Below are 25,536 nucleotides of genomic sequence, written 5' to 3'. Positions count from 1 at the left end.
TATGAAAATTAAACTATGCCATTTAATTTATCAAAGGATTTGTTGACGTTTCACTGGAAGGAATTGGAAACATATCTACCTGGTTCGGTACGGGATCTGGTTTCAATAAAGGGAAATAACCTTTTTTCCTCCAGCGTAAAACATCTATACTGGCTACTTCTTCGGCACCTAATTCAACTGCACGTTCATGCATCACTGCTTTTAATGCATCGTTTTTTGTTAACGGCGTAACAGGTGGCATTGCTACACCCGGGCGGCTCCGCACTTCATTGATATAGATTGCTGCCTGTGCCGGCGTTCCTGCTTCTGCTTCACATTCTGCCAACATCAGCAATACATCTGCATAACGTATTACACGCTGATTAATACCGCCGGGGTGGAAACCGGAGTTTACATATTCATAAATACTGTACTTGCGGAAGAAACGCTTCTTCGTTACACCGTTCTTTGTGCTTGGCGCAATGTTCATTGCCGCAGCTGTAAGTTGTAAAGGAGGTGTTGCTGCCGGGTTATTAATATTATCAACTGCACCCGGAGCTGTAAGTATGTTATCACCCTCTTCATAAATCGTAAATCTATATCTCGGATCGTTGGCTTCAAATTCATTTAAAAACCTGTCCGATGGAATCACATTTCCCCAGGTAATACCATACTCCTGGTTACGTACTGTACTCAATGGACTGGTTGAACCTTCACCATTATATCCCCAGTTAAAATTATTATCACCCTTATCAACAAACACTACTTCAAAAATAGATTCAGCATTAAATTCATGACCAGCTGTAATGGTTACCCCACCATCACTCTTTATATCGCCATCAAAATTCCACAGGTAATTTGGTACAAGTGAGTATTTGCCATACACTTTCAGCAAAGCAGTTTTAGCAGCAGCATAATCACCTTTTTGCATCAGCACTTTGCCCAGCAAAGAATTAGCGGCTCCACTTGTGGCCCTGCCATTATCAGATGCTCCGTAGCTCGCCGGCAATGCCGCCGCTGCTTCAGTAAGATCCTTTATTATGAAAGCATAAATATCTGCAACAGGCGATTTGCCTTTAAACCCAATTGCAGAAGTAACCGTTTCTGTATACAGCGGAACTTCGCCCCACTGTGCTACCAATTCAAAATAAGCCCAACCTCTTAAAAATTTTGCTTCTCCCACCACACGATCTCTTAATGCTGTGTTATCTGTTATTTCCGGTGCTTTACCAATTACAAGGTTAGCCCTGTTGATCATTTGATAACTACCAGTCCACACATTCGTCATTACAGAATTTGATGGAGCAGGTGATGGTTGTTTTAACAACTCAGCTCTTGGTGCTTCTAACTGATCGCCACCGGCCCAGCATTCACCGCCTCTCATATCATGTGTAAAAAACCATTCCCGACCAACCAGTTGAGCCGATCTTAAAGTAGAGTAAACAGCATTTACACCGTTCTGCAATTCAAGTGCTGTTTTAAAATAACTTTCTGTTGTTGGATTGTTTTCGTCCAACACCTCCAGTTTTTTGATACAGCCCAGCATAGTGGTAACTGCCAATGTTGTTACTATAATTGATTTTATATTTTGTTTCATATCCTTAGAATTGTTTTATAAAATAAACGTGGGATAATTTCATTAAAAACTTACCTGAATACCTGCCTGGAACGACTTAGGCTGTGGATACACTGCAAAGTCGATACCATTGGTTAATGATGAACCGGGAGTTCTGTTACCCACTTCCGGATCGTATCCGCTATATTTTGTAAACGTTAGTACATTTTGTGCTGATACGTAAACCCGTAAACTCTTTACGGATCCTTTTGTATGTGTGTTTAAAAAATTTACCGGCACCGTATATCCTAACATTACATTTTTCAGACGCAGAAATGAACCGTCTTCAAGAAACCTTGTAGAAGGACGGGCGTTTCTGTTAGGATCTGAAGAAACAGCACGTGGAATATTTGTATTAGTATTGGTTGGCGTCCATGCGTTCAACACCTGTGTGCCGGCATTAAAGAAACGAACCATGCCTTCGGTAATAACCCTTGTAGCGTTATAAATTTTGTTGCCCTGAACTCCCTGGAAGAAAAGTGATGCATCAAAATTTTTGTAGTTGCCGCCAAGGTTAAATGCATACGTAACCTTAGGAATAAAACTTCCGAGAAACTGGCGGTCATCATTATCAATTTTTCCATCCTTGTTAAGGTCTTTAAACTTCAAGTCGCCGGGAGCTGTAGCAGCTGATTGTGTAGCATGGCTGCTAACTTCTGCTGTACTTTGAAAAATACCTTCTACCACCCAACCGTAGAAACCCTGAACAGAATATCCCGGTGCAGTATTAGTAATATTATCACCACCAAAATCTGCATCATTACCACGCTCAATTTTTGTAACACCTTCAGCTAACCTGGTTACCTGGTTTGTAACAAAACTCATGTTTGTGCTTGCATACCATTTAAACGCACCTTCTCGTTTATTGTAACCCAATTGAAATTCAAATCCGTTGTTATTCATTGCACCAACGTTTTGAAATACTGTGCTGTTGATATATCCAAAAGAAGGGGGAACAGGTACTTCCAAAATCAGGTTATCTGTTTTTCGCTGATAATACTCAGCCGATAAAGTGATCTTATTTTTAAATAATCCAAGATCCAGACCGATGTTTATCTGTTTTGTTTTTTCCCATTCCAACTCCTGGTTGCCCAATCCCGGAATAGTAGAACCTGGTCCGCCGGTAATTGAATTACCAAGAGGGTACGATGAACTATTTGCAAGCACACTCACTAACCAAGGTGTGTTACCCAATACCAACCCGTTAAGACCGGTAATTCCATATCCAACTCTCAATTTCAATTCAGAAATTTTAGGCATGTTCCGCATAAAATCTTCCTGATCAACTCTCCAGCCTACAGAAGCTGAGGGGAATGTTGCCCATTTTTTTCCGGGAGCCCAAACAGAAAGTCCATCACGTCGTATAGCTACACTTACGATGTATTTGCTTTGATAATCGTAATTCACACGTCCAAGGAAGGATAACAATGTATTTTCTCCAACCAATGTTTGTGCAGAGATATTCGTTGCATTGTTCAGTGTGCGCAGGTCGTTTGATGGTTGGTTACCGCTTGCATTTTCCTGCTTTGTTTGCTGGCTCTGTTGTTCGTAAACTGCAATTACATTGAGATGATGGTTGCCAAACGTTTTATCGAACGTAAGTTGTTCAGTAAATAATTTTACAGTGGAAACATTCCGGTTATTTGTAATCGTTGCCTGTGTAGCGCTTGAACCGGCAACAGCACCGTTGTTATTAAAAATAGGTGCAAAACGATAATCTAACCCAGTAGCATAATCAATACCAAACGTAGATTTAAATTTCAGCCAGCTGGTGATGTTGGCTTCGAGAAAAGCAGTACCAAAAATCTTTACGGTTGATCGTTTACCTGGATTTTTCAATGCTGCATCTTCTACCGGGTTGGTTGGATCGCCACCATCTTTTGTAGCATCTACACCTCTGTAACCTCCGTTAGATGTTGGATCAAAAACAGGTATATGTGGCATCATTCGTATCACATTCACCAGGTTGGTTCTGGAGCCGGTTTCATTATTATCATAGTTCTGAATTCCGGAAGCGATGTACAGGTTTTCACCGAACGTAAAAACTTTGTTGATGATATGATCTGAGTTAATGCGGAAATTATAACGACGATAAGCCACACTTGGTGCAATACCCTGCTGATCAGTATAACCGGCAGAAGCATGAAATCGTGATACTTCATTACCGCCGCTCAAGCCAATGTTATGCTGATTCATACCGCCTTTTTTGAAATAAGCATCCTGCCAATCAGTATTAGTTTGGCCATAGGTTTGTGTTGCCCCGGCATGAGTGGGTTGACTTATTTGTGGTTCTGTAAGTCTCGGTACCTGGTTGCCTCTGTAAGCAAGCGCATATTGTTTGAACTGTTCTGTATTAAGGAGTGAAAGGCGACTTGTTACTTCCTGTATGCCAAAATAGGAATCAAGCGTAACACTCATTTTCCCATCTCTTCTTCCTTTTTTTGTATTGATGATGATTACACCACTGGTTGCTCTTGAACCATAGATCGCTGCAGCAGATGCATCTTTCAATACGTCTACCGATTCAATATCTTTTACATCAATTGCGGAAAGGTTTCCTGTAGGAAATCCATCTACCACATATAATGGATCTGAAGCAAAACTAATTGAGCTGATACCTCTGATACGTACAATGGGTTCGGTACCCGGGCTACCATTATTGGTTACCTGTAAACCTGCAACACGACCCTGTAATGCCTGCGAAATACTTATGGCCGGCAGTTCATTCAATGTTTTACTGCTTACAGTTGAAACTGCACCGGTTACCAATGTTCTTTTCTGCGTACCATAACCTATCACCACCACTTCATTTAATGCCTTGTCTAATAAAGACATTACCACTTTTACGGAGCTTTTACCTTCGATATTTACTTCTTGGGTAACCATTCCAATAAAAGACAAGACTAATACTTTAGCATTGTCTTCTACCTCAATTGTAAATGAACCACTATTGTCTGTAGTAGTAGCTTTAGTAGTTCCCTTTACCTGCACTGTTACGCCTGCGAGTGGTTCTCCTCCATCACCAGCTACAGTGCCATTGATCGTACGCATTACTACAGCATCTTCAGCATGATCTTTTTTCTCTGAAATAATAAAAACACCGGATGTTTCGTCGAACCTGTATTTAAGGTTGGTTTGCTGCAGCACCGCATCCATTACCTCTGATAAGGGCGTATCTTTTGCTTTCACGGTTACGATCCTTCCGGGCGGAATAATATCATTTGAAAATGTAAACCGGTAGTTGGTTTCCTTTTCGATGACTTTAAAAAACGTCGTCAGTTTTACCCCATTTAGCGAAAGGGTCACTTTCACATTTTGGGAGAACCCGCCGGCATGTACCATCAGGCTACATACAAACAGAAAAATTACAGTCAGTTTCATAATTTTAAGCAGCTTCGTTAAAGATGGGTTCGCAATACCCCACCTGTAAGGATGATTTTTTTTCATACCTTTAGTTTGGTTTTAAATTAAAAAATAGAAACCCTTTTTAGTAGTAAAAAGTGTTTCAAAATTTTGGATACAGGTAGAATGCTGCAACATTCTCCTGTATTTTTTTATTTTGACAGATTTATGGTTAATGTTTCTCCTTCTTCAATTGTATAATTAAAATTTTTAGATTCTTTCATGTAATCAAGCACTGTATTCAGATCTTCCTTTTCGTATGTTCCTGTAAACCGGTAGTTGCGAATGGGGGCATCTTTAAAATTAATTTTTGCACCGTACCACCTTTCCAATAAAATGGCGATGTCTTCAAACTCTTCATCATCAAAGATCAATTTGTTTTCTTTCCAGGCTATTTCCTTGATATCACCAGTACTCGTTACCACCAGTTTTTTCTTGAGGCTGTCGGTTTCATTTAAAAGAGTTTCGTTATTTACATTGGCTACGTTTTTACCGGGAGTGTTGGTATTTCCATGTTTCCATTCAATTTTTTGATTCGGATAAAGCAACATCTTCAGGTTATTAATTTCTTTAAGTGTTACCTCTACCAATCCACTTATCAAAGATGTTTGCGTGTTTTTTTCATTCAGATACGCCTTTACATTAAATGCTGTACCAAGTGCTTTTACATCCATTACCGGAGTGTGCACAATAAATGGAAGAGTGGAATCATGCTTCACCTCAAAAAAAGCTTCTCCTTCCAGGTAAACATCCCGTGTAGCTACACCATATTTTTCATTGATCTTGATATTGCTTCCTGCATTTAATGTAACAACTGAACCATCGGGTAACTGAATATTTTTTCTTTCACCATAAACCGCAGCATAGGTTTTGACCTTGTTATCTCTGCCTGTAACAAAATAGTTGATCGTAAAAAACAGGCCTGCCACAATCACTGCAGCTGCAGTAATTCGAAGCAATAGCGGCAAAACCTTACCCCGCTTTTCTTTTTCAAATTGCTCCATCTGTATAACCACTGTACTCTCTTTCTCCTCAAGGCTGTTTTTTAAACGGGCCGACTGCTCATCAAAGTCGGCAAGGGCCAACGCATTGAACAGCTGAATATATTGTTCTTTGGCGTGCTCCACCAATAAAGCCTTATCGGGATTTTGTTGTTTATAATTCTCCCAAAAAGCAATGTCCTCAGGCGAAACCCCTTTGCAGTAATTAATAAACGATTCGTCAGAAAGTAGTTCCTCTATGCTCATTTTATCAGCGTACATAATCAAGTATTAGTATATCAATTATAAAGCAGAGTATGCTGCAGGAATTTTTTACCCGTTTTTTAAAAAATAAACGAAAAGAAAATTAAGAAACCAACGTTAGTATTTATTGAGCCGAAGTAATAGTGGCAGCAGATGCCAAAACCTGGAGTAAGGATAGTAGTGCAGCACTTTGCGGATACTGACTTTTGACGATATCCAATTTGAGTTTTTTTAACCCTTCATGTATTTTATTATAGACAGTGCGATGTGATAAGCCGGTTCTTTGTACAATTTCCTGGTAAGTAAGGCCTTCGTAAAACTTAAGCGTTATCAATTCTTTTTGTCGGTTCGGCAGTTCATTGATGCGCTCCATCAATAGTTTAAACAAATGGCTTTGTTCGTCTTTACGGATCAATTTTTCCTCGGGGTTTGGTTGCTGATCTTCAGGGTAGCTGCTCCACACCACTTCTAAAACTCCCGATTGTTTATTTTTTTTCCAATCAGCAGTAAGTTTTCGTAAGAAGGAAGTAATCAGGTAGGATTTTACATCTCTTGCATCTTGTATTGTTTCCCTTTTTTCCCACAGGTATAAAAATAATTGCTGGATGATATCTTTTACCAAATGAGCATCCTTCATCTCCTTCACACCAATGAAAAAGAGTGTATGGTAATACTTTTTATATAAGGCTAAAAACATTTCTTTATCGCCCTGTTTCAGCCCTTGCCATAAAATGTTATCATTATCCATAAGCAATCGTAGAGAACCTGCTGTATACTTTCTCTTAACGGAAACATCCTTCTCCGGATACAAAGTATAACATATTTTGTAATTTGGAAAACCTAAATGCAGCAGTTCTTAGGCTAAAGATATTGAATGTAAGTATTGAAAAACGGTAAACTGCAAACACTAAAGTCAATTTTAAAAGAATGTCGTATTGACAACAAGTATTAAACTGGACTGATAATTGATATAATTCATTTAAACTTACAACTATGGTCAACCCCAAACACATCGCAACGTTTCTGCTGGGTGCAGCAGCCGGTTATGCATTGTTCAAATACAACAGTATGACCGATGAAGAAAAAGAAAAAATGTACGCTGATCTCAAAGAGAAAGCCAACAAACTGAAAGAGGAAGCAGAAAAATCGTTTAACAAAGCCGGCGATTATTTTGAAGAGCTGAAAACAAAGGGCTCAGAAAATATGAAAGATTATATGAGTGAAGCCGAAGGTATCTTCAACGACGTCTTTAAGAAAAAAAACGACGGCGAAAAAGGTACAACTGCTGTTTAAAACAACACACATTATTTGCAAACCTCACAGAAAAATTTTTGTGAGGTTTTTTCATTTACAGAATCTTTAACGAAAGCGTACTTGCAAAGCAATTTGCCACCTGCTATCTTCATATTCAAATCAAATCAACAATTATTTTTTATGAAACAAACTGAATCATCGTCAGCCGACGATGAAGGCGAGCCTAAAAACTCAGCCAACTATCTCCCCCACTTTTTTCTTCTTGTTTTTTTCAGCAGCTGTACATTCAACAGTACCAACAATGAATTGCCGATGGCAATCACGCCCGTTGTACAAGCCATGCCGGCACCGGAAAAAGAAGCACCGCCTCCACCAAAAAAGAAAAAGAAGATCTACATCACCTTCGATGATGGGCCTAACAAAGGAACACGGCAAGTTCTTCGTGTAATTAACGAAGAACAGGTGCCTGTGAGTTTCTTTGTTGTTGGCGAGCATGTGTATGGCAGTAAAGAGCAACAGGCAACCTGGGACAGCTTACAACAAAGTGAATGGGTTGAAATTTGCAACCACAGTTACACACATGCACACAACAGGTTTTCAAAATTCTACAGTAACGATAGTGCTGTAGTTGCTGATTTTAAACGAACGGACGACTCCTTACAACTCAACAACAAAATTGCACGAACGCCCGGCCGGAATATCTGGCGAACAGCAGCCGTTAATGCAACAGACATTGTAAAAAGCAAAGCTGCCGCCGATTCGCTTTACAATGCAGGGTTTGTTGTGGTGGGCTGGGATATTGAATGGCACTTTAACGATTCGCTGAAGTTGAAACAAAGCAGTGAAGAATTGATCAAACAGGTAGACAGTGCTTTTTTTCATAACCGAACCAAAACACCTGATCATATGGTGCTGTTAACACACGACCAGGCTTTTGCTGATTCAACGGATGTAGCCTCACTTCGCCATTTTATTCAACACATCAAAACAAAAAGCGATTATCAGATCGAATTTGTGAGCCGCTATCCCGGACTGAAGCAATAAAAAATTATCCGTTAACTTTACAATCCTAAAATTTTTACACCATGTCTTTATTCAAGTCAGGTAATCCTACTCTCAGTGAAAAGCAATTTCAAACAACCGACACTGTTTTCAGCGGCGAAACCATGACCGTTCGTGGTACCATGAACAAGTTTGGCTTCTTAATGCTGATGGTGATGGCAGGCGCAGCATTTGCCTGGCAGTGGTTTGATGCAGGAAAAAATATTATGCCCATGGTGATCGGTGGTGCGTTGGGTGGTTTGGTAATTGCATTGGTGATCACGTTCAAAAAAGAATGGAGTCCGTTCCTTGCTCCGGCTTATGCCATTGTGGAAGGTTTATTTGTTGGAGGCATTTCAGCCTACTTCAATTTTATGTTCCAGGAAAAATATCCCGGCATTATTACACATGCAGTGTTGCTCACGTTTGCAGTAGCGGCAAGTATGTACCTCCTGTTTACATTACGCATCATTAAAGTAACTGAGCGTTTCCGTTCCATCATATTTGTAGCAACAGCAAGTATTGCTGTGTTCTATCTCCTTACATGGATCCTCGGCTTTTTTGGAATTAACTTCTCCTTCATGTCTTCTACCAATGGTTCGATGTTCAGCATTATTTTTTCGCTGGCTGTGATTGCCATTGCTGCATTGAATTTGATCCTTGATTTTGATATGATCGAAAAAGGAAGTGAAATGGGCGCACCGAAATTTATGGAATGGTACGGCGCATTTGGCTTGCTGGTAACATTAGTATGGTTGTATTTAGAAATTCTTCGTTTACTGGCTAAGATGAACAGTCGTAAATAAGTTACACATACATTTTTTCAAAAGGCTCGCCAATGGCGGGCTTTTTTGTGTACATCCCTTTCTAAACTGTGCTAAAGTTTTTCCTATCTTCCTTATCCTAAACTAAAAGCCATATGTCTGATCAAAAATTTCAACCCTTTGTTCCTGATGAAAGTAAGATGGCCGAATTCACCGTTAAAAGTGTACTGGTTGGTGCTGCTTTCGGAATTCTTTTTGGCGCTTCAACAGTTTATCTCGCTTTAAAAGCAGGACTTACAGTAAGTGCATCCATCCCCATTGCAGTCATCGCTATTACATTAGGCCGTCGCTTTTTAAAAACAACGATTCTTGAAAACAACATTATTCAAACAACAGGAAGTGCAGGCGAAAGTATTGCAGCCGGTGTGGTGTTTACTTTACCGGGCTTTTTGTTTTTAAGTGAAAAGGACAGTTCGCAGTTTTTCAACTATTTCACTATTCTTACACTCGCCATTCTGGGTGGTATCCTTGGCACATTGATGATGATCCCATTACGCCGGGCTTTGATTGTAAAAGAACATGGTGTGCTTCCCTATCCAGAAGGAACAGCCTGCGCCAGTGTATTAAAAGCAGGTGAGCGGGGTGGCAATTTTGCCAAGACTGCATTCATGGGTTTGGGCTTTGCATTTGGTTATGCGTTTTTACAAAAGATTTTTCATGTAATTGCCGAAACACCTTTCTGGATGACCCAACAGGCAAACAAATTTTTTCCATCAGCAAAGGTGAGTGGAGAAATTACACCAGAGTATTTAGGTGTTGGTTACATCATTGGCCCAAAGATCAGTGGTGTGCTGGTAGCCGGTGGTGTTATTGCATGGTTTGCTTTTACTCCTTTGCTTGCGTCACTGGTTCCTCCCGATACTATCGCTGCCCAATTGGTGAAGCTGGGCTATTTAGGCGGACTGGATAAAACAGGTGGGCCAGGTGGATGGGATCCCATCAATCATACATTCACCGATTTTTCAACAGCCATTTATCGGGCATATATCAGGCAGATAGGTGCCGGTGCAGTTGCTGCCGGTGGTTTTATTACGTTGATCAAAACTATTCCAACCATCATCTCTTCCTTCAAAAGCAGTATTGGCTCTATGAAGAAACAGGAAGGCGAACCTATAGAAGTAAAAAGAACAGAAAGAGATTTGAATATTAAAATTGTAGGCATTGGAAGCCTGGTATTAATTATTCTCATGGCCTTAATGCCACAGATTCCGGGAGAAAGTATTGGCAGTAAATTACTATTGGGATTACTCGTTGTCATCTTCGGAGCTTTCTTTGTCACCGTATCATCCCGAATTGTTGGTTTGATTGGCTCTTCCAACAATCCTATCAGTGGTATGACCATTGCTACAATTATGGGTACCTGTCTGATTTTTATTGCTGTTGGCTGGACGGGTAAAGTCTATGAACCCATGGCGCTGGTTGTTGGCGGTATGATTTGTATTGCTGCCGCCAATGCAGGTGCAACATCACAGGATCTTAAGACAGGTTATATTGTTGGAGCTACACCAAAATATCAACAGATTGCATTGTTTATTGGTGCCATTGTTTCATCCATTGCCATTGGGGCAACCATTAAAATTCTGGACAAACCAAGTGCTGAAATGTTAGCACAGGGTGTAACACATTTGATAGGTACAGATAAATATCCTGCACCACAGGGAACATTGATGGCCACCCTCATTAAAGGAATTCTTTCCTTTAATCTTGACTGGCAGTTTGTTTTGGTTGGAGTGTTTATTGCTTTTACAATGGAACTATGCGGAATAAAATCATTAAGCTTTGCTGTTGGTTTATACTTACCATTATCCACAACACTTCCCATTTTTGCTGGTGGTGCCATTCGTGGGTTGGTTGACAGGAAAAAGAAAAAAAGTGGTGAAGTATTAACTGCTGAAGAAGAAGATCTGGGAAAAGGAAACTTATTTGCCACAGGTTTAGTTGCCGGAGGTGCGTTAGCAGGTGTATTGATCGCATTTTTCTCGGCTCCAGATGCCACACAGGCATTCCTGCAAAAAATAAATTTAGAACATGGCTTGGTTGGGTGGTTTGGTGAGAACGGATATTTCCTGTTAGGTGTTTTGTTCTTTGCTATAATGGGCTTTACACTTTACAGGATCGGCATTAAGAAAACAGAAAAGATCCAGGAATAATTGTCTGACGCTCTCTTCTGACAATGAAAAAGAAAACGTTCCGTCAGATGGAAAATATAAAAAGCCTCCGAATGGAGGCTTTTATTTTTAACTACAACTAACTACTATAAGAACGGGTAAGTAAGTACAAGGTTGTTTTAAACTAATCCAAGAAAAGAAGCAGCCGCTTTTGCCTGGCGGAACATAAAAAATTCAGAAGCAGGTTGCGTAGCAATTTCTTCATACAACGCCGTGTACTTATTGGTGATGTTGTCGATGCTGTATTTGTAACGCATTTTCCAACCATTGTTCACCAACTGGTCACGGTATGTTTCATTCTCGATCACCTTTAATACACCACGACGGATATCAAGTACATTGTAAGGATTTACTTTGCAAGCTGCATCGTCTGCAATTTCATCCATTGGAGAAATACGGCTCGTCACTAACGGACGACCAACTGCACATGCTTCCAAAATCGGCAAACCAAAACCTTCATAGGTTGAAGCAAACACGACCATATCGCAAAGGATGTATTGACGTTTCAATTCATCAAATGAAAGATTAGTGTGTGTTTTAAAGTCGATCTTATTTTCCTGCAGTACAAGTTGTGTTTCCACATCAAGGCTGCCGATAATATGTAATTCACAATTCACACCTTTCAATGCTTTCGCCAGGTTGTGAATGTTTTTATTTTCTTTTGTTCCGATCTGCAGAATGCGTGGCTTCTGTGTGTTGAATTGTTTCGGTGCAAATTCAAAACGTGGATCAAAAAAGTTTGGAACCACTTTTACTTTATCGGCTCTTACACCGGTTAAGTTCATGAGTTCACGTTTTGTTTTCTCGCTGATCACCGTAATGGTGCTTGCACGCCACATAGGTAACTGGTACCAGAAGAATTTAAACATCCAGTATTTCAGGTTCCATTTGTTATACTTCGTTAAAAACACACAGTCGTGAATTGTGAGAACAGTGTTGCGTTTTTTCATACCAAGCGATACATAATGAATATCACCGGTGATATGATTAACAGTGCCCTGACTGCTGCGTGACTTGAAAATGTTTACAAAAATGTTTCTGATAGAAGGAACCTCAATTTTGTTGGCCTTGAAACTTGTTGTTTCAGCCACCTGTGCCTGTACATTATCGAATAACGATTCGATACTGAAGGCATGAAGCCTTTTTTTACGGAAGAAGTATGATACTTCCATAGGAATTGGAGGATGTTTGATTTTTCAAATAATTGGACAATACAAATATACCCTTGCATTCCGCCTCAAACAATAGGAGTTTTCACCTAATCTTTCTACGGTAATTTTACGCAACAGAGCCGCCCGGTTTGGGCGGCTCTGTTCCCTCATCAAGTCAACTCTGGCTGAGTAGCAACGAGTTGATGGCTTATATAAAACTTAGTGGCTGAATGTTTTGCTGCAAAATGGCATTGGCATCAGCACCGAGCCAGTTATTCAAAACCGTGGCATATACCTGTTTGAAATCGAGCTGAAATTTCACATCGCCATCATCGAGATTTGTAAGATCGGGTAATGGATTATAAATACCCTGCTGTTTCAATCCGCCTCCAATAAAAAACATATTATTTGCCTTTCCATGATCAGTGCCATTGCTGGCATTCTGTGCTACTCTTCTTCCGAATTCAGAAAATGTAAACAGCAATACGTCATCAAAGCGATTGTTGGCTTTCAGATCTTTTACAAATGCTTTTACAGCATCATTCAATTCTGTAAACAAACGTTTCTGCTGCCCTTCCTGGTTGATATGTGTATCAAAACTTCCCAAGGAGATATAATACACTTTGGTATTGATCTCACTGAAGATGAGTGAAGCAATTGTTTTCAAGCCTTTTCCCAAATCAGAATTCGGATACGATTCTGCTGACGGACGTTGTTTGCTTTGTTTAAAAATATAATCGGCACTGGAAATAGTTTCAGCCATTGTTTTGTACAAATAGTCAACCGGCTGTTCGTGTTCATGCTTGTGTTGTGCTAATATTTCTTTGAAATAACGTTCCTGGCTGCTGGTATATAAACGGCGTGGATCTTCCACTGCAATGCCTTTGATCTGATCTCCTTTTAAGGCAAGACTCAATACATCATCAATTTCCAATGCCTGTGTTGGTTTATCACAACCCTTGCATTGCGCATCTAAATAACGGCCTACCCAACCGGTGTTCCAGTAATCACGGCTATCGCTTGCAGTATGCCAGATATCCATACTGCGGAAATGACTTTTATCCGGATTGGGATAACCCACACTGTTGAATATCCCCATGCTGCCCTCATCATACAACTCTTTAAACGCAGTAAGCGATGGATGCAAACCTGCTTCATCGGTTAGTGCCAATGCAGCATTGCGTTGAATTCCCAACCGTGGACGATTGCTGTAATACAAATCGTTTCGGTAAGGGATCACTGTATTCAATCCATCGTTACCGCCACTCAATTGAATGATAACGGTTACTTTATTTCCCGGAGGAACAAACTTACCCGATTCAAATGCCTTTAAAAATTGCGGCATCAACATCGATGCTGTTGCAAGTGAACCGAGCTGGAGAAATTCTTTACGCTTAAAATACATAGTATAAGATTGATGTAAGAGATAAGATGCAGGAGGTAAGATTCGTACCTCGTACTTCTTACTTCAAACTTTTGTTTAGCACATTTGATATTCCGGTGTACACATCAACTGTATAATCGATGTTTGTACATAACGGTCACGACTGGACGCATCTACAAATTTTTCCACCATTGGCTTATTCAACTTAGCTGCGTCTGTTTGCCAAATAATTGACGCAACATTGCTGAGTAATTGTTCCCGCTGCACTTTTTCCAGTTGTTTAAATGCTTGTTCCCATTGAATGGTTGTATTTACAACTCGACCGGGCATTCGTCCTGCACGACCCATCTCCTGATCGTCATCATTTTTTGCTTTGAATTGAAATGCTTCTTTATTCGCCATGAGCTGCGGAATACGCATACGGAACATCAACGATGAACTATCGATCCAGTTCAAACCACCCGGCCATCCTGCCACATTTGGCGGATAGAATAATATTTGTCCCAGTACTTTTTGCAAAAACAATTGCGCATCTTCATTTTCGATCTGCATTGGCATCGAACGACGAATACCCACCAACAGATCAACCGGCGACTTTACTCGGGTGCCAATATTCTTTTCTTCATAAAACCAGTCGCTTGTAAAAATATCTTTCAAAACAGTTTTGATCTCATAATCGCTTTTGTAAAATCGATCGGCTAACCACTCTACTCTTTTTTCATCCACCTGTTCATTCACAAAAAAGCGATACATTTTTCGGGTGATATACAGCGCTGTTTGCTTTTGTTTCAATAAAAGATCAAGGATATCATCACCATCAAAATTTCCTGTTTGTCCCAACACCGTTTTGGAACCTGTATCGTGCAGGTTGGCTCTAAAAATAAATTCACCATTCAGTTTAAACTGCCAACCGGTAAATGCACGTGCAGCTTCTTTAATATCCTTTTCAGTATAGTTGCCACGACCCATGGTAAACAACTCCATCACTTCACGGGCAAAGTTTTCGTTGGGTTTTTGCTTGCGGTTCTGTTGATTATTAAGGAAAGCAAGCATGGCCGCACTACGGCTCACTTCTTTTAACAAGGTTCCGAAATTTCCAATTGCATTCTTGCGGATGATGTGCAAGAGGTCCTGCTGATATAAAGCATTCAGATTACGGCAAGCAAAATGTCCATGCCAGAAGAACGCCAGTTTTTCACGGAGCTGTTGTTCGCTGTTCACCATTTCATCGAGCCACTCTAGGTTTAGATTGCGGATCTCTTCTCTTGATTTTTTTTGCATGGCTTGTACCTGTTCCCGATTCATTTCGGTTCGGCGAACGCCATCAACTCCATTCATCAAACCCTCCACAAAATTCGTTGCCACTTTCAATGGCATCGGTTCTTTGCGGGAGGCTTTTTCAAGTGCTTCGTACAATTTTGCCGGAGATGCTTTCGTAAGATCGTTCCACTGTTCAACGGCGGGGCCAAAACCTGCCCGCCATAAAAGATGCTGATTTTTCAACTGTACAGATGCTGCCATGTAAAAAATTATTGCGTTAAGACTTGCTGAAGTTCCGATAGTTTAATGGTAAACGAAAGAAATGAAAAAATCGTTTGTCCAGAGCTTCTTCTTACATTTAAAACATGAAGATTGGCCCATATAAATACCTCAGTCCATTTATTTTGTTTGTGGCAGCATGGTATGCATTTAACAGCACGGGATGGATCACTTTTATTCCGGTGATCTATGCATTTGCATTTATTCCATTGATCGAATTATTTATACGGCCCGATATCAGTAATCTCAATGTAGCAGAAGAAGAATTAGCAAAAGCAGATAAAACTTACGATTATATTCTGTACCTCATTTTGCCGTTGCAGTATGTTTTGCTTATTACATTTTTATTTTCACTACAACACGATGGTCTCACTACGTTTGATAAAGCAGGCCGCATCATCAGCATGGGTTTGCTTTGTGGTGTGTTTGGAATTAATGTGGCACATGAACTGGGGCATCGGGTGAACAAGACAGAACAATTGATGGCAAAAGCATTACTGCTTACATCGCTTTACACGCATTTTTTTATTGAGCATAATAAGGGACATCATAAAAATGTAGCCACCCACGAAGATCCTTCAAGCGCAAGATTTAATGAGAGTGTGTTTGCGTTTTACCCACGTACTTTATTATTTACCTACTTAAGTGCATGGAAAATTGCCAATGCGGATGTTCAGAAAAAAGGGAAATCGAAATTCAGTTTACACAATGAAATGCTGCAACTCCAACTACTTCAGTTTGCACTTATTACAACGATAATTGTTGTGTTTGGATGGAAGATACTTGCTGCGTTCTTATTTTCGGCGTTGATCGGAATGTTACTGTTGGAATGTGTCAACTATATTGAACATTATGGGTTAAGCCGCAAACAAACTGCAAGCGGACAGTATGAACGTACCATGCCACATCATAGCTGGAACAGTAACCATGTGGTTGGACGATTGATGTTGTTTGAATTGAGCAGACATAGCGATCATCATTATCTTGCCAGCAGAAAATACCAGGTATTACGTCATCACGATCATTCGATGCAGATGCCAACCGGTTATCCCGGTATGATGATACTGGCGCATATTCCGCCGCTTTGGTTTTACATTATGAACAAGCGCATAAAAAAAGAGGCACCGGTTGCGATGCCCCTTGCAGGGTAAATAGGCGTTCTTGTAATATGTTTATTTGATAATCCAGCGGGCACCAATACCGATGTTGTACAGGTAACCAAGACCTAAACTGGATCCTACGTTAAAATTTTTCGTTTCAATTGCAGTAGCTCCCATGTTGCTTCTTTGTTCTGTATAATTTATACTAAGAAGATCTGAAAATCTTATATCTAACAAAAAACTGCTGTTCCATTTGTAAGCCAGCCCGGGATAAATACCGGCACTCACCCCAAGCCTATTATTTTCTATTAAGTCAGAGGTGGTATTTTTTGTTTCAGCAGCATTTATGCCGGTTCGTAAGTCACCAAAAACAAAAAAATTACCAGCAAGTTTTTTGTAATTACGGACAAATAAACCGCCGCCCACGTTATATAATTTACTTTTAAACGTAGTGGGTAAGGGATTCCTGTACTCTGTTTCATTCGTTCCCAATCCTCCACTCAGGTAAAACCCTACAACAAGATTCTGTTTTGTTGCAAATCCTAATTCTGTTGAAATACTGGAAAACTCCTCTTTACTTATTTGCGTAAAGTTGTTCTCTTGCCGTTGTAAACTTGAGGAGTTAACATTCAAGCCTAAACCAAGCAATTTATCCCCTTTTTGAAATTGGGCATTTGCGGACGCAATAAAAGTGGATGCAAGAAGAAGCACAATGATTTTTTTCATAGCAATTAATTTAGTTTGAAGCAATGTTAAAGCATCGAAGGCAGGTAAATTCCTAATGGAATGTTTCTTAGGAAATCCTTAAGAACTGCCTGAGATCGTAGTTTTACGAACTCATTATCAGTTATTTGTCATATAACACAGCTATCCCTTTATTTGCAGCGCCGTTACAAAAAAAATTATGAGTTTGCTAACATATGTCAGTTAAAAAATTATAAATTCACCAGTCACTTTTTTTCACCTAAACCTAAACAACAACAAATGAAGAAAGTATCGGTATTGGCAGCGGCATCGCTGTTATTGTTTTTTGGATGCAGTAAATCCGTATCAGACAAAGAACAAATGGAAGAGGAAGTTGAATTAACCCAGGCCTCTGCCCGTAGCTGTTATAGTTATGAAGTATTGCAGGCAAACATGAAAGCAGATCCCTCACTCAAAAAAAGAATGGATGAAATTGAAGCGTTTACACAGAGAGTAATGGCTGATCCATCCGCTTATAGAATCGTGAATGGAGTAATGGAATTACCAGTTCATGTAAATGTTTTATACAAAACAGCTGCTGAAAATGTTTCTAATGCGCAAATTCAATCACAGATCGACGTGTTAAATGAAGATTTTGCTGCAAGCAATACTGATTATAGTTTAACACCTTCCATATTTCAGGGAGTTCGCTCAGGTGACATTCAAATTAGATTTGTTTGGACCACAGCAAATGTTACACGTAAGTCAACTACCAAAACAAGCTGGCGCACAAATGATGATATGAAGAGAAGTTCCCGTGGTGGTATCAGCCCAACTTCACCAGAAACTACTTTAAACATTTGGGTATGTAACCTCAGCAACAGCATATTAGGATATGCGCAATTTCCCGGCGGCAGTCTTGCTACCGATGGTGTTGTAATTGATAACAATGCATTTGGAAGAGGAAACTATCCTTTATTTACTTCATTTAACAAAGGAAGAACAGCTACCCATGAAGTAGGTCATTATTTCAATCTTCGCCATATCTGGGGTGATGCAACTTGCGGTAATGATCAGGTTGGTGATACTCCACAACATAACACATCAAATGGCGGATGCCCGGCATATCCACACTATAGCACTTGCAGCGGAAGCCCCATTGAAATGACTATGAATTATATGGATTATACATACGATGCATGTATGTATATGTTTACTGCCGGACAGGCAGCACGTATGCAGGCAACTTACGTAGCAGGTGGTCCAAGAGCAAGTTTACGCTAAAAGGCAATCACGCATGAGAAAACCTGACCCGCCAAATGGCGGGTCTTTTTATTTATGAAACCTGTCGTTTTGCTTTTAATCTTCAGTATAAGATTGTAACTTATAAGACTCAAATCATTTCATACACCTCAACTAAAACACATGAAAACTTTTCATTTCATATTGACACTTTCCTTTCTTGTTTTGATCGGCTGTGAGCGGAAAAATGATCAAACAGATATAGCAGAGAAAAACAAGATGAACGAGCGACATGGAAGATTATGCAAAACCTACGAAGTTTTTGAAGAGCAATTAAAAAAAGATCCATCACTCCAAAAAAGAATGGATGAGATCGAAAACTTTACGCAACGATATATGAAAGACCCGGCTGCTTATCGTTTACTGGCCGATGGCACATTAGAATTACCGGTAGTGGTAAATGTGCTTTACAACACAGCAGCACAAAATATTTCTGAAAGACAGATCAACTCACAAATTGATGTGTTGAATGAAGATTTTGCAGCAACTAACAAAGACCTGTTTTCAACATCAACGTACAACAGCGTAAAATCAGGTGACATTAAAATAAAATTTGTGTTGCAACAGGTTGTAAGAAAAAATACAGCAATCACCGCTTTCTATACCGATAATGCAATGAAAAATTCAAAGCGTGGCGGCATTGATGCAACAAGCCCTGAAACAACTTTAAACATATGGGTTTGTAATATGGTAGGTGGCATTCTTGGCTATGCACAATTTCCCGGTGGCAACAAGGCCACAGATGGTGTAGTTATTACAACACTTGCGTTTGGAAGAGGTCGTTCTTACAATTTGTATGAGGAGTTTGATCTTGGTCGCACTACTACACATGAAGTTGGTCACTACTTTAATCTTTCGCATATATGGGGCGATCGCAAATGTGGCAACGATCGTGTGGATGATACACCTCTTCATGGAACGTACAATTTTGGTTGCCCTCCTGCTAATAAGATCAGTGTTTGTGATGGCAGTATTGAAATGACGATGAACTATATGGATTACACTGATGATGCCTGTATGTATATGTTCACACAAAAGCAGGCGTTGCGTATGCAGGCAACATATGCTGTTGGTGGACCAAGAGAAACATTAAGATAATTTCCTGCTAACTAAAAAAAGACCCCTGCAATAACTGCAAGGGTCTTTTCATTTATATATCATTCCAATTTTAGTTCAGGATATCTGCTCCAAAATAGGATTGCAGTACTTCAGGTATTTTAATTCCATTTTCTGTTTGATTATTCTCCAACAAGGATGCAAGAATTCTTGGTAGAGCCAGTGAGCTTCCGTTCAATGAATGCACCAATTGCATTTTACCATGCTCATCTTTAAACCGAACTTTCATACGGTTGGTCTGGTAATTTTCAAAATTACTTACGCTGCTGCATTCCAACCATTTCTTTTGTGCAGCACTCCACACTTCAAAATCGTAGGTAAGTGCAGAAGTGAAGCCCATATCGCCACCGCATAAACGAAGGATACGGTATTTCAAGCCGAGATTCTGTAACAGCTTCTCAACATGTGCTACCATTTCATCCAGCACTTCATAACTTTTATCAGGATGCACCAATTGAATGATCTCCACTTTATCGAACTGGTGCACACGATTCAAACCACGAACATCTGCACCAAAACTTCCGGCTTCTCTGCGGAAACAAGGCGTGTAAGCTGTCATCTTGATCGGCAACTCACTTTCCTTTACGATCTCATCACGATAAATATTAGTAACAGGTACTTCAGCAGTTGGGATCATGAAAAAATTATCTTCCTGCATATGATACATCTGTCCTTCTTTATCGGGCAGTTGACCGGTGCCGTAAGCAGATGCTTCATTCACCATATAAGGCGGAATATATTCAGTATAACCGGCCGCAGTATTATAATCAAGAAAATAACTGATGAGTGCACGTTGCAACTTTGCACCTTTGCCTTTGTACACCGGAAATCCTCTGCCTGTGATCTTTACACCCAGTTCAAAGTTTACAATATCGTATTGCTCGATCAACTCCCAATGTGGTTTTGCATCAGCACTTAATACTGGTTCAGTACCACTTTCTTTTACATTCACATTGTCTTCTGCTGTTTTACCAACAGGCACTAATGCAGATGGAAGATTTGGCAAACGCACCAACAGCTCATTTACCTTTTGTTCAAATGATGCGAGCTCCTCTGCAATTTGTTTGGATGATTCTTTAAACTGAGATACTTCAGTTTTCTTTTGCTCGGCTTCTGCTTTTTGTCCCTTGCCCATGAGCATACCAATTTCTTTGGAAGCTGCATTTACTTTTGCTGCCAGGTCATCATTCTCCAGCTGCTTTTTACGACGCTGTTCATCTACTGCAATAATTTCATCAACCAGATCAAGGTTTGCAAAGTTTTTCACGGCCAAGCGTTCTTTCACCAACTCCCTGTTCTGGCGGATAAATGCCAATTGTAACATAACTCAAAAATTTGTGGCAAAGATATGATTCGCTGCAAAGTATACCATAACGGAGTTTGGCAACTAAAAAACAGACCGTTTAGGTCTGTTCATATTTTGTACATCATCATGTTTATTAGCTACCCAGCTGCTTCTGAAAATCAGCATGATCCCAGCTGATATGAATACTGTCGATCTTGTTGTGTGGGTTTAAATGAAAGATGAAAATGTGGTCACTATCAAAGTGCTTGCCTTTGTTTTCAATACCGGCAAAGTCTTTTTCCTGTGTTCCACTTATCACCACCTGGCAACGTACAGTGTTTTCTTCTTCAGCAACGGCCGCATCTAACGTGTTGTCAATATCGGGGAAGCTATCAATTAATCCGGACCAGATAGCTCTGCCTAATTCTCCGATTTTTCCTTTACCGGCATCGCCTAAGGGAATAAAATTTACTTTGCCGTCTTCATCGCAAAGACTAAGCATCTTTTCTACATTCTTTTGCTGGTAGGCAAACATAAATTCAACACAGGCGTTTTTTAAACTCAGTTCGTGTTGTTGTTTTACAAGAGTGTCCATAATAAAGATTTAATGAATGAAACGATTATTGTAAACTGTCTACAGATATTTTGTTTTTGTAATCCCAGAAAGAAGATACATTGGCAATTTTCCATTGTCCGTTTTCCTTTTCCATAATCCGCTGATCTTTACTTAATGTAAAAAACTTATTCTCCTGATCCGCATTGTACTGATCCCAAACCAGGAAGGCCAGTGAATCGGTAAAAAATGTTATCGCCATATTTCTTCGCTCAACACGTGGGTGTGAACTTCCTCCTTCTTTAACCGGATTGTTTTTAATGTACTCACCAATTCGTTTATCGATTGCCTGCCAACCCACCGACGCATCAAACGTAGCATCATCATTGCTCCAGCCTTGAAAAGCGTAATCTTTCTGAATATAGTTTTGTTTCCATCCTTCATAATCACGTCTATAAAAGGAAGATGTTTCATTTTCAATGGTTTTCATAATAGCAGCCTTTTCTGCTTCTTCATTAAAGTCAGCTGCGGAAACTATTTCTTTTTGTTCTGTTTGATTACAGGCCAAGAACAGCAACAATGTAAACGAAAGAACTATTTTTTTCATAACAGTAATATTTACTGCTAAAGTATTGGACAACTATCAGCATCAATTGTAAGGATGCGACAAGCTATTGTAAAACTGCGACAGTTTATTGCATGGGCTTTGTGACAGGCTTATCCAGATAATTGGCGAGTTCTGTATTTTCCTTCAGATACTGCTGGGGTGTGCGACCTGTAAACTCTTCAAAGTCTTTGATAAAATGCGCCTGGTCGTAAAACTCACATTCGTAAAAAATTTTTGACCAGTCTACTTTCTTTTTACCTGCAATTAAATTGCAGAGATACCCAATGCGACGGATGCGTGCATAATACTTTGGGCTTAATCCCACCTTTTGAAAAAACCTGCGTTCAAACGTACGGCGACTCATAAAACTCTCTTTCAGCAAATCAGTAACCTGCAGCATTCCGTTGTGCTCAACAATAAAATTTGCAGCCTGATCGATATAATCAGGTTCAGGTTTTTGCACATGGTATTGCTGCATGATGAATTCTTCCAGCACTCGTACCCGTTGCGTTTCGTCACCTGCCGATTTTATTTTTAAAATCGTTTCATCAATTACCTGCTTTTTAAATACACGATACAGATCGATCCGTTCTTCTGTGTACTCATACATGGGCAATCCGAAAATGGTAGCGAGGGCTGCGGGTTTGAAAACGATACCTGCAATACCAATCTGCCCTTGTAAAAACAGTCTATAACTATAAATACTTAACCCGGCAACAAACTGCATTGGCACAGCAAGACGATCATACTTCTTATTCTGCAAAAAATAGGGATCACCATAATTGAATACGATCGAGCAAAAACTATTGGGAGGAGATTCTATCACCATCGCTTCCTCCATTGGGCCTTCTGAATCCCAAATGAAATAACACTCCACAAAAGGAGCCAATACAGACGATGGTTGATATTTGCGATAATACATGCGGAAAGGTCAATTCTTTAAAATTCCGCATTTAATTAAAGAAATGCAAGCTAATTCTGAGTAGAGGCGTAACTATTGCTTTTTATAAATATCCGGACGATGTATCTGCATCCATCGTTCGGGAAAAGTAAGTTCCGTAAACCCAAACTGTGTATACAAGCCATGTGCATCACGGGTAGCCAGCATCATTCTTCGTAACCCTTGCAGATCCGGGTGAGCCATGATCTCTTCCATCAGCCATTTGCTTAAGCCCTGTCCTCGATAAGCTTCATCAATAAATACATCGGCAAGGTATGCAAAGGTTGTTTTATCGCTAATGACTCTTGCAAAGCCGATCTGCCGACCTAAATGAAACACACCAAAGCAAAGTGAATTGTCGATCGATCGTTGAACAGTTTCAAGTGGAATATTTTCTGCCCAATAAGATTTCGACAGAAAAGCATGAATAAATTCAACATTGAAAAAACTTGTTTCCGTTGTGATAGCGAAACCTTCCCGTTGCATGCTTATAAATTTTATGAAAGATATTTTCCTACGATTGGCACTCTCCTGCCCACTCCAAATGCTTTTGGCGAAACACGAATAATGGGACAGAACTGATTACGTTTGTATTCATTCACATTCACCATTTTCAAAATACGATCAACCAACGCTGCATCATAACCCATTGCTTTGATCTCTTTCGGCCCTTGACGGCGTTCGATGTATTGATACAACACTTTATCAAGAATGGAATAATCAGGTAATGAATCAGAATCTTTTTGTCCGGGCCTTAACTCTGCACTTGGTGGTTTGCTAATGATATTTGTTGGAATAATTTCTTCATTCCGGTTGATGTACTTCGCCAGTTCATATACCTGCAATTTGTAACAATCGCCCAGGACACCAATACCACCGGCCATATCACCATAGAGCGTTCCGTAACCGGTTGCCAGCTCACTTTTATTAGATGTGTTGAGCAGAATGTATCCAAACTTATTCGCAATAGCCATCAACAAATTTCCACGGCTACGGCTTTGAATGTTTTCTTCTGCCAATGAAAAAGGTAAATCGTTAAAGATGGGTTTCAACTCTGTCAAGAATGCATCATAAATATTTTTGATGGGCACTATATCATACGGGTTACCGAGATTTTTACTCAGTTGTTCTGCATCGCTTATACTATGATCTGTTGAATACTGTGATGGCAATAAAACAGCACGCACATTTTCTTTACCCAATGCTGTGCATGCCAATGCTAACGTTACAGCACTGTCAATACCTCCGCTACTTCCGAGAATGGCTTTGCTGAAACCCATCTTTTGAAAATAATCCCTGATGCCGAGTACAATGGCATTGTGTATTTCAGCAATGCACAAAGTTTCATCTAAATGTGCCGGACTAAATTCTTCGTTGGGTAATGTATCAGCGGTTGCAACAACCGGTTCTGCAAATGTGCCATCATCGTTCAACTCAAAACCCACCAGTTCTTCATCAAACAAGGATAAATGTTTGATCATGTTTGCATGCTTATCAAACACCAGCGAACCTCCATCAAAAACAATTTCTGTTTGGCTGCCTACACAATTGCAATACAGCATCGGCAGTTTGTATTTCTGCACATTCAGTTTTACAATTGCTTTCCGATCTTCAACATGGGTATAATCAAACGGAGATGCAGAGATATTCAACATCACATCCGGTTGATATTTCATCAATTCATCCATTGGACAAATACGATACAACGGATTATCGCCGAGGTTCCAGATATCTTCACAAATAGTGATCGCCAATTTCTTTCCTTTAAACTCTACAATGTTCCAATCGTAAGCCGGTTCGAAATAACGGTACTCATCAAACACATCATAATTGGGCAAACATGTTTTATGAACAACAGCCTTTACTTCTTTTTCATAGAGAAAGTAAGCAGCATTATGCAGATCTTTTCCTTCAACACGTTTGTTATGATCGGGTGCACCAATGATCACTGCTATTGTATCTGCATGTTGCCTGATTTGATCAATAGCGTCATTGCATTTATTGAGAAAGTCGTTGAACTCTAAAAAATCTCTGGGCGGATAGCCACATACACTCAACTCACTAAACATGATCAATTCACCACCTTGTGCTTTTGCCGCTTGGATCGCTTCAATAATCTTTTGCGTATTGCTCTCGAAATTTCCAATATGATAATTTTGCTGGGCAAGAAATATCTTCATTCGCTTGTATATTATTGTTTTTTACTCCCGATAATTATCGGGATTATTCGTCAAATTTCACGAATTTCAGCCACAGAACCGCACAACAATCATATGAAATAACCATAAAAATGGCCAAACTAACATATATCCAAAGAGATAATAATTTTTATGGTTATACTATGTGGC

General features: G+C 39.8%; 21 protein-coding genes. 7 read left to right on the top strand and 14 right to left on the bottom strand.

Going from position 1 to position 25,536, the window contains the following annotated elements; translation table 11 throughout:
• Positions 1-22 precede the first annotated feature (22 nt).
• The 4 genes from WG989_RS08120 to WG989_RS08105 all read right to left on the bottom strand — a co-directional run bounded on the left by WG989_RS08120 (position 23) and on the right by WG989_RS08105 (position 6,988).
• The gene (locus tag WG989_RS08120) at positions 23-1,576 is read right to left on the bottom strand and encodes a RagB/SusD family nutrient uptake outer membrane protein (RefSeq protein ID WP_340428581.1); all 1,554 of its coding nucleotides are present in this window, start codon (positions 1,574-1,576) and stop codon (positions 23-25) included.
• A 42-nt stretch (positions 1,577-1,618) separates the two neighbouring features.
• Positions 1,619-4,975: a SusC/RagA family TonB-linked outer membrane protein gene (locus WG989_RS08115; protein WP_340428580.1), complete on the bottom strand. Its 3,357-nt coding sequence runs from the start codon at positions 4,973-4,975 to the stop codon at positions 1,619-1,621.
• Between the two features lie 173 nt (positions 4,976-5,148).
• Positions 5,149-6,258, bottom strand: a complete 1,110-nt coding sequence (locus WG989_RS08110; RefSeq protein ID WP_340428579.1) for a FecR family protein — start codon at positions 6,256-6,258, stop codon at positions 5,149-5,151.
• 106 nt (positions 6,259-6,364) lie between these two features.
• On the bottom strand, positions 6,365-6,988 hold the full coding sequence (locus tag WG989_RS08105) for an RNA polymerase sigma factor (RefSeq protein ID WP_340428578.1): 624 nt from the start codon (positions 6,986-6,988) through the stop codon (positions 6,365-6,367).
• A gap of 245 nt (positions 6,989-7,233) precedes the next feature.
• On the opposite strand from WG989_RS08105, the gene WG989_RS08100 reads away from it, so the two are divergent.
• The 4 genes from WG989_RS08100 (at position 7,234) to WG989_RS08085 (ending at position 11,509) form a co-directional block, all read left to right on the top strand.
• Positions 7,234-7,533 carry a hypothetical protein gene (locus WG989_RS08100; protein WP_340428576.1) on the top strand — a complete coding sequence of 100 codons (300 nt, stop codon included), beginning with the start codon at positions 7,234-7,236 and terminating at the stop codon, positions 7,531-7,533.
• A gap of 141 nt (positions 7,534-7,674) precedes the next feature.
• Entirely contained in the window at positions 7,675-8,538 is an 864-nt protein-coding gene (locus WG989_RS08095) for a polysaccharide deacetylase family protein (RefSeq protein WP_340428574.1), read from the top strand.
• A gap of 41 nt (positions 8,539-8,579) precedes the next feature.
• Positions 8,580-9,341: a Bax inhibitor-1/YccA family protein gene (locus WG989_RS08090; protein WP_340428573.1), complete on the top strand. Its 762-nt coding sequence runs from the start codon at positions 8,580-8,582 to the stop codon at positions 9,339-9,341.
• A gap of 113 nt (positions 9,342-9,454) precedes the next feature.
• Entirely contained in the window at positions 9,455-11,509 is a 2,055-nt protein-coding gene (locus tag WG989_RS08085) for an OPT family oligopeptide transporter (protein WP_340428571.1), read from the top strand.
• 137 nt (positions 11,510-11,646) lie between these two features.
• Here WG989_RS08085 and WG989_RS08080 read toward each other — a convergent pair whose 3' ends face one another.
• From WG989_RS08080 to WG989_RS08070, 3 genes are all read right to left on the bottom strand, one after another.
• Positions 11,647-12,699 (bottom strand): glycosyltransferase family 4 protein, encoded by a 1,053-nt coding sequence (locus tag WG989_RS08080; protein WP_340428570.1) that lies wholly within the window; start codon positions 12,697-12,699, stop codon positions 11,647-11,649.
• A 187-nt stretch (positions 12,700-12,886) separates the two neighbouring features.
• Positions 12,887-14,083 (bottom strand): DUF1501 domain-containing protein, encoded by a 1,197-nt coding sequence (locus WG989_RS08075; protein ID WP_340428569.1) that lies wholly within the window; start codon positions 14,081-14,083, stop codon positions 12,887-12,889.
• A gap of 75 nt (positions 14,084-14,158) precedes the next feature.
• Positions 14,159-15,583: a DUF1800 domain-containing protein gene (locus WG989_RS08070; RefSeq protein WP_340428568.1), complete on the bottom strand. Its 1,425-nt coding sequence runs from the start codon at positions 15,581-15,583 to the stop codon at positions 14,159-14,161.
• 104 nt (positions 15,584-15,687) lie between these two features.
• Here WG989_RS08070 and WG989_RS08065 point away from each other — a divergent pair, with 104 nt between their 5' ends.
• The gene (locus WG989_RS08065) at positions 15,688-16,752 is read left to right on the top strand and encodes an alkane 1-monooxygenase (RefSeq protein WP_340428567.1); all 1,065 of its coding nucleotides are present in this window, start codon (positions 15,688-15,690) and stop codon (positions 16,750-16,752) included.
• A 21-nt stretch (positions 16,753-16,773) separates the two neighbouring features.
• Here WG989_RS08065 and WG989_RS08060 read toward each other — a convergent pair whose 3' ends face one another.
• On the bottom strand, positions 16,774-17,427 hold the full coding sequence (locus WG989_RS08060; RefSeq protein WP_340428566.1) for a hypothetical protein: 654 nt from the start codon (positions 17,425-17,427) through the stop codon (positions 16,774-16,776).
• Between the two features lie 258 nt (positions 17,428-17,685).
• Between WG989_RS08060 and WG989_RS08055 the strand changes: the two genes are divergently transcribed.
• Both WG989_RS08055 and WG989_RS08050 read left to right on the top strand, forming a co-directional pair.
• Positions 17,686-18,669 (top strand): zinc metalloprotease, encoded by a 984-nt coding sequence (locus WG989_RS08055; RefSeq protein ID WP_340428565.1) that lies wholly within the window; start codon positions 17,686-17,688, stop codon positions 18,667-18,669.
• A 141-nt stretch (positions 18,670-18,810) separates the two neighbouring features.
• Positions 18,811-19,785, top strand: coding sequence for a zinc metalloprotease (locus WG989_RS08050; RefSeq protein WP_340428564.1), 975 nt, complete (start codon positions 18,811-18,813; stop codon positions 19,783-19,785).
• A gap of 70 nt (positions 19,786-19,855) precedes the next feature.
• On the opposite strand, the gene serS is transcribed toward WG989_RS08050, so the two are convergent.
• The 6 genes from serS to WG989_RS08020 form a co-directional block, all read right to left on the bottom strand.
• On the bottom strand, positions 19,856-21,127 hold the full coding sequence (gene serS / locus WG989_RS08045) for a serine--tRNA ligase (protein WP_340428562.1): 1,272 nt from the start codon (positions 21,125-21,127) through the stop codon (positions 19,856-19,858).
• Between the two features lie 115 nt (positions 21,128-21,242).
• Positions 21,243-21,683 carry an ester cyclase gene (locus WG989_RS08040; RefSeq protein WP_340428561.1) on the bottom strand — a complete coding sequence of 147 codons (441 nt, stop codon included), beginning with the start codon at positions 21,681-21,683 and terminating at the stop codon, positions 21,243-21,245.
• A 25-nt stretch (positions 21,684-21,708) separates the two neighbouring features.
• Positions 21,709-22,248 carry a hypothetical protein gene (locus WG989_RS08035; protein ID WP_340428560.1) on the bottom strand — a complete coding sequence of 180 codons (540 nt, stop codon included), beginning with the start codon at positions 22,246-22,248 and terminating at the stop codon, positions 21,709-21,711.
• An 85-nt stretch (positions 22,249-22,333) separates the two neighbouring features.
• Positions 22,334-23,170, bottom strand: coding sequence for a DUF6597 domain-containing transcriptional factor (locus WG989_RS08030; protein WP_340428559.1), 837 nt, complete (start codon positions 23,168-23,170; stop codon positions 22,334-22,336).
• Between the two features lie 72 nt (positions 23,171-23,242).
• Complete coding sequence (locus tag WG989_RS08025; RefSeq protein ID WP_340428558.1) at positions 23,243-23,674, bottom strand: GNAT family N-acetyltransferase; 432 nt, start codon at positions 23,672-23,674, stop codon at positions 23,243-23,245.
• Between the two features lie 11 nt (positions 23,675-23,685).
• A complete protein-coding gene (locus WG989_RS08020) occupies positions 23,686-25,368 on the bottom strand; it encodes an NAD+ synthase (RefSeq protein ID WP_340428557.1) in 1,683 nt (560 codons plus the stop codon).
• Positions 25,369-25,536: the final 168 nt, after the last annotated feature.

The sequence above is a fragment of the Lacibacter sp. H407 genome (assembly GCF_037892605.1).
Classification (GTDB): domain Bacteria; phylum Bacteroidota; class Bacteroidia; order Chitinophagales; family Chitinophagaceae; genus Lacibacter.
This window is presented reverse-complemented; position numbering and strand designations above follow the sequence as displayed.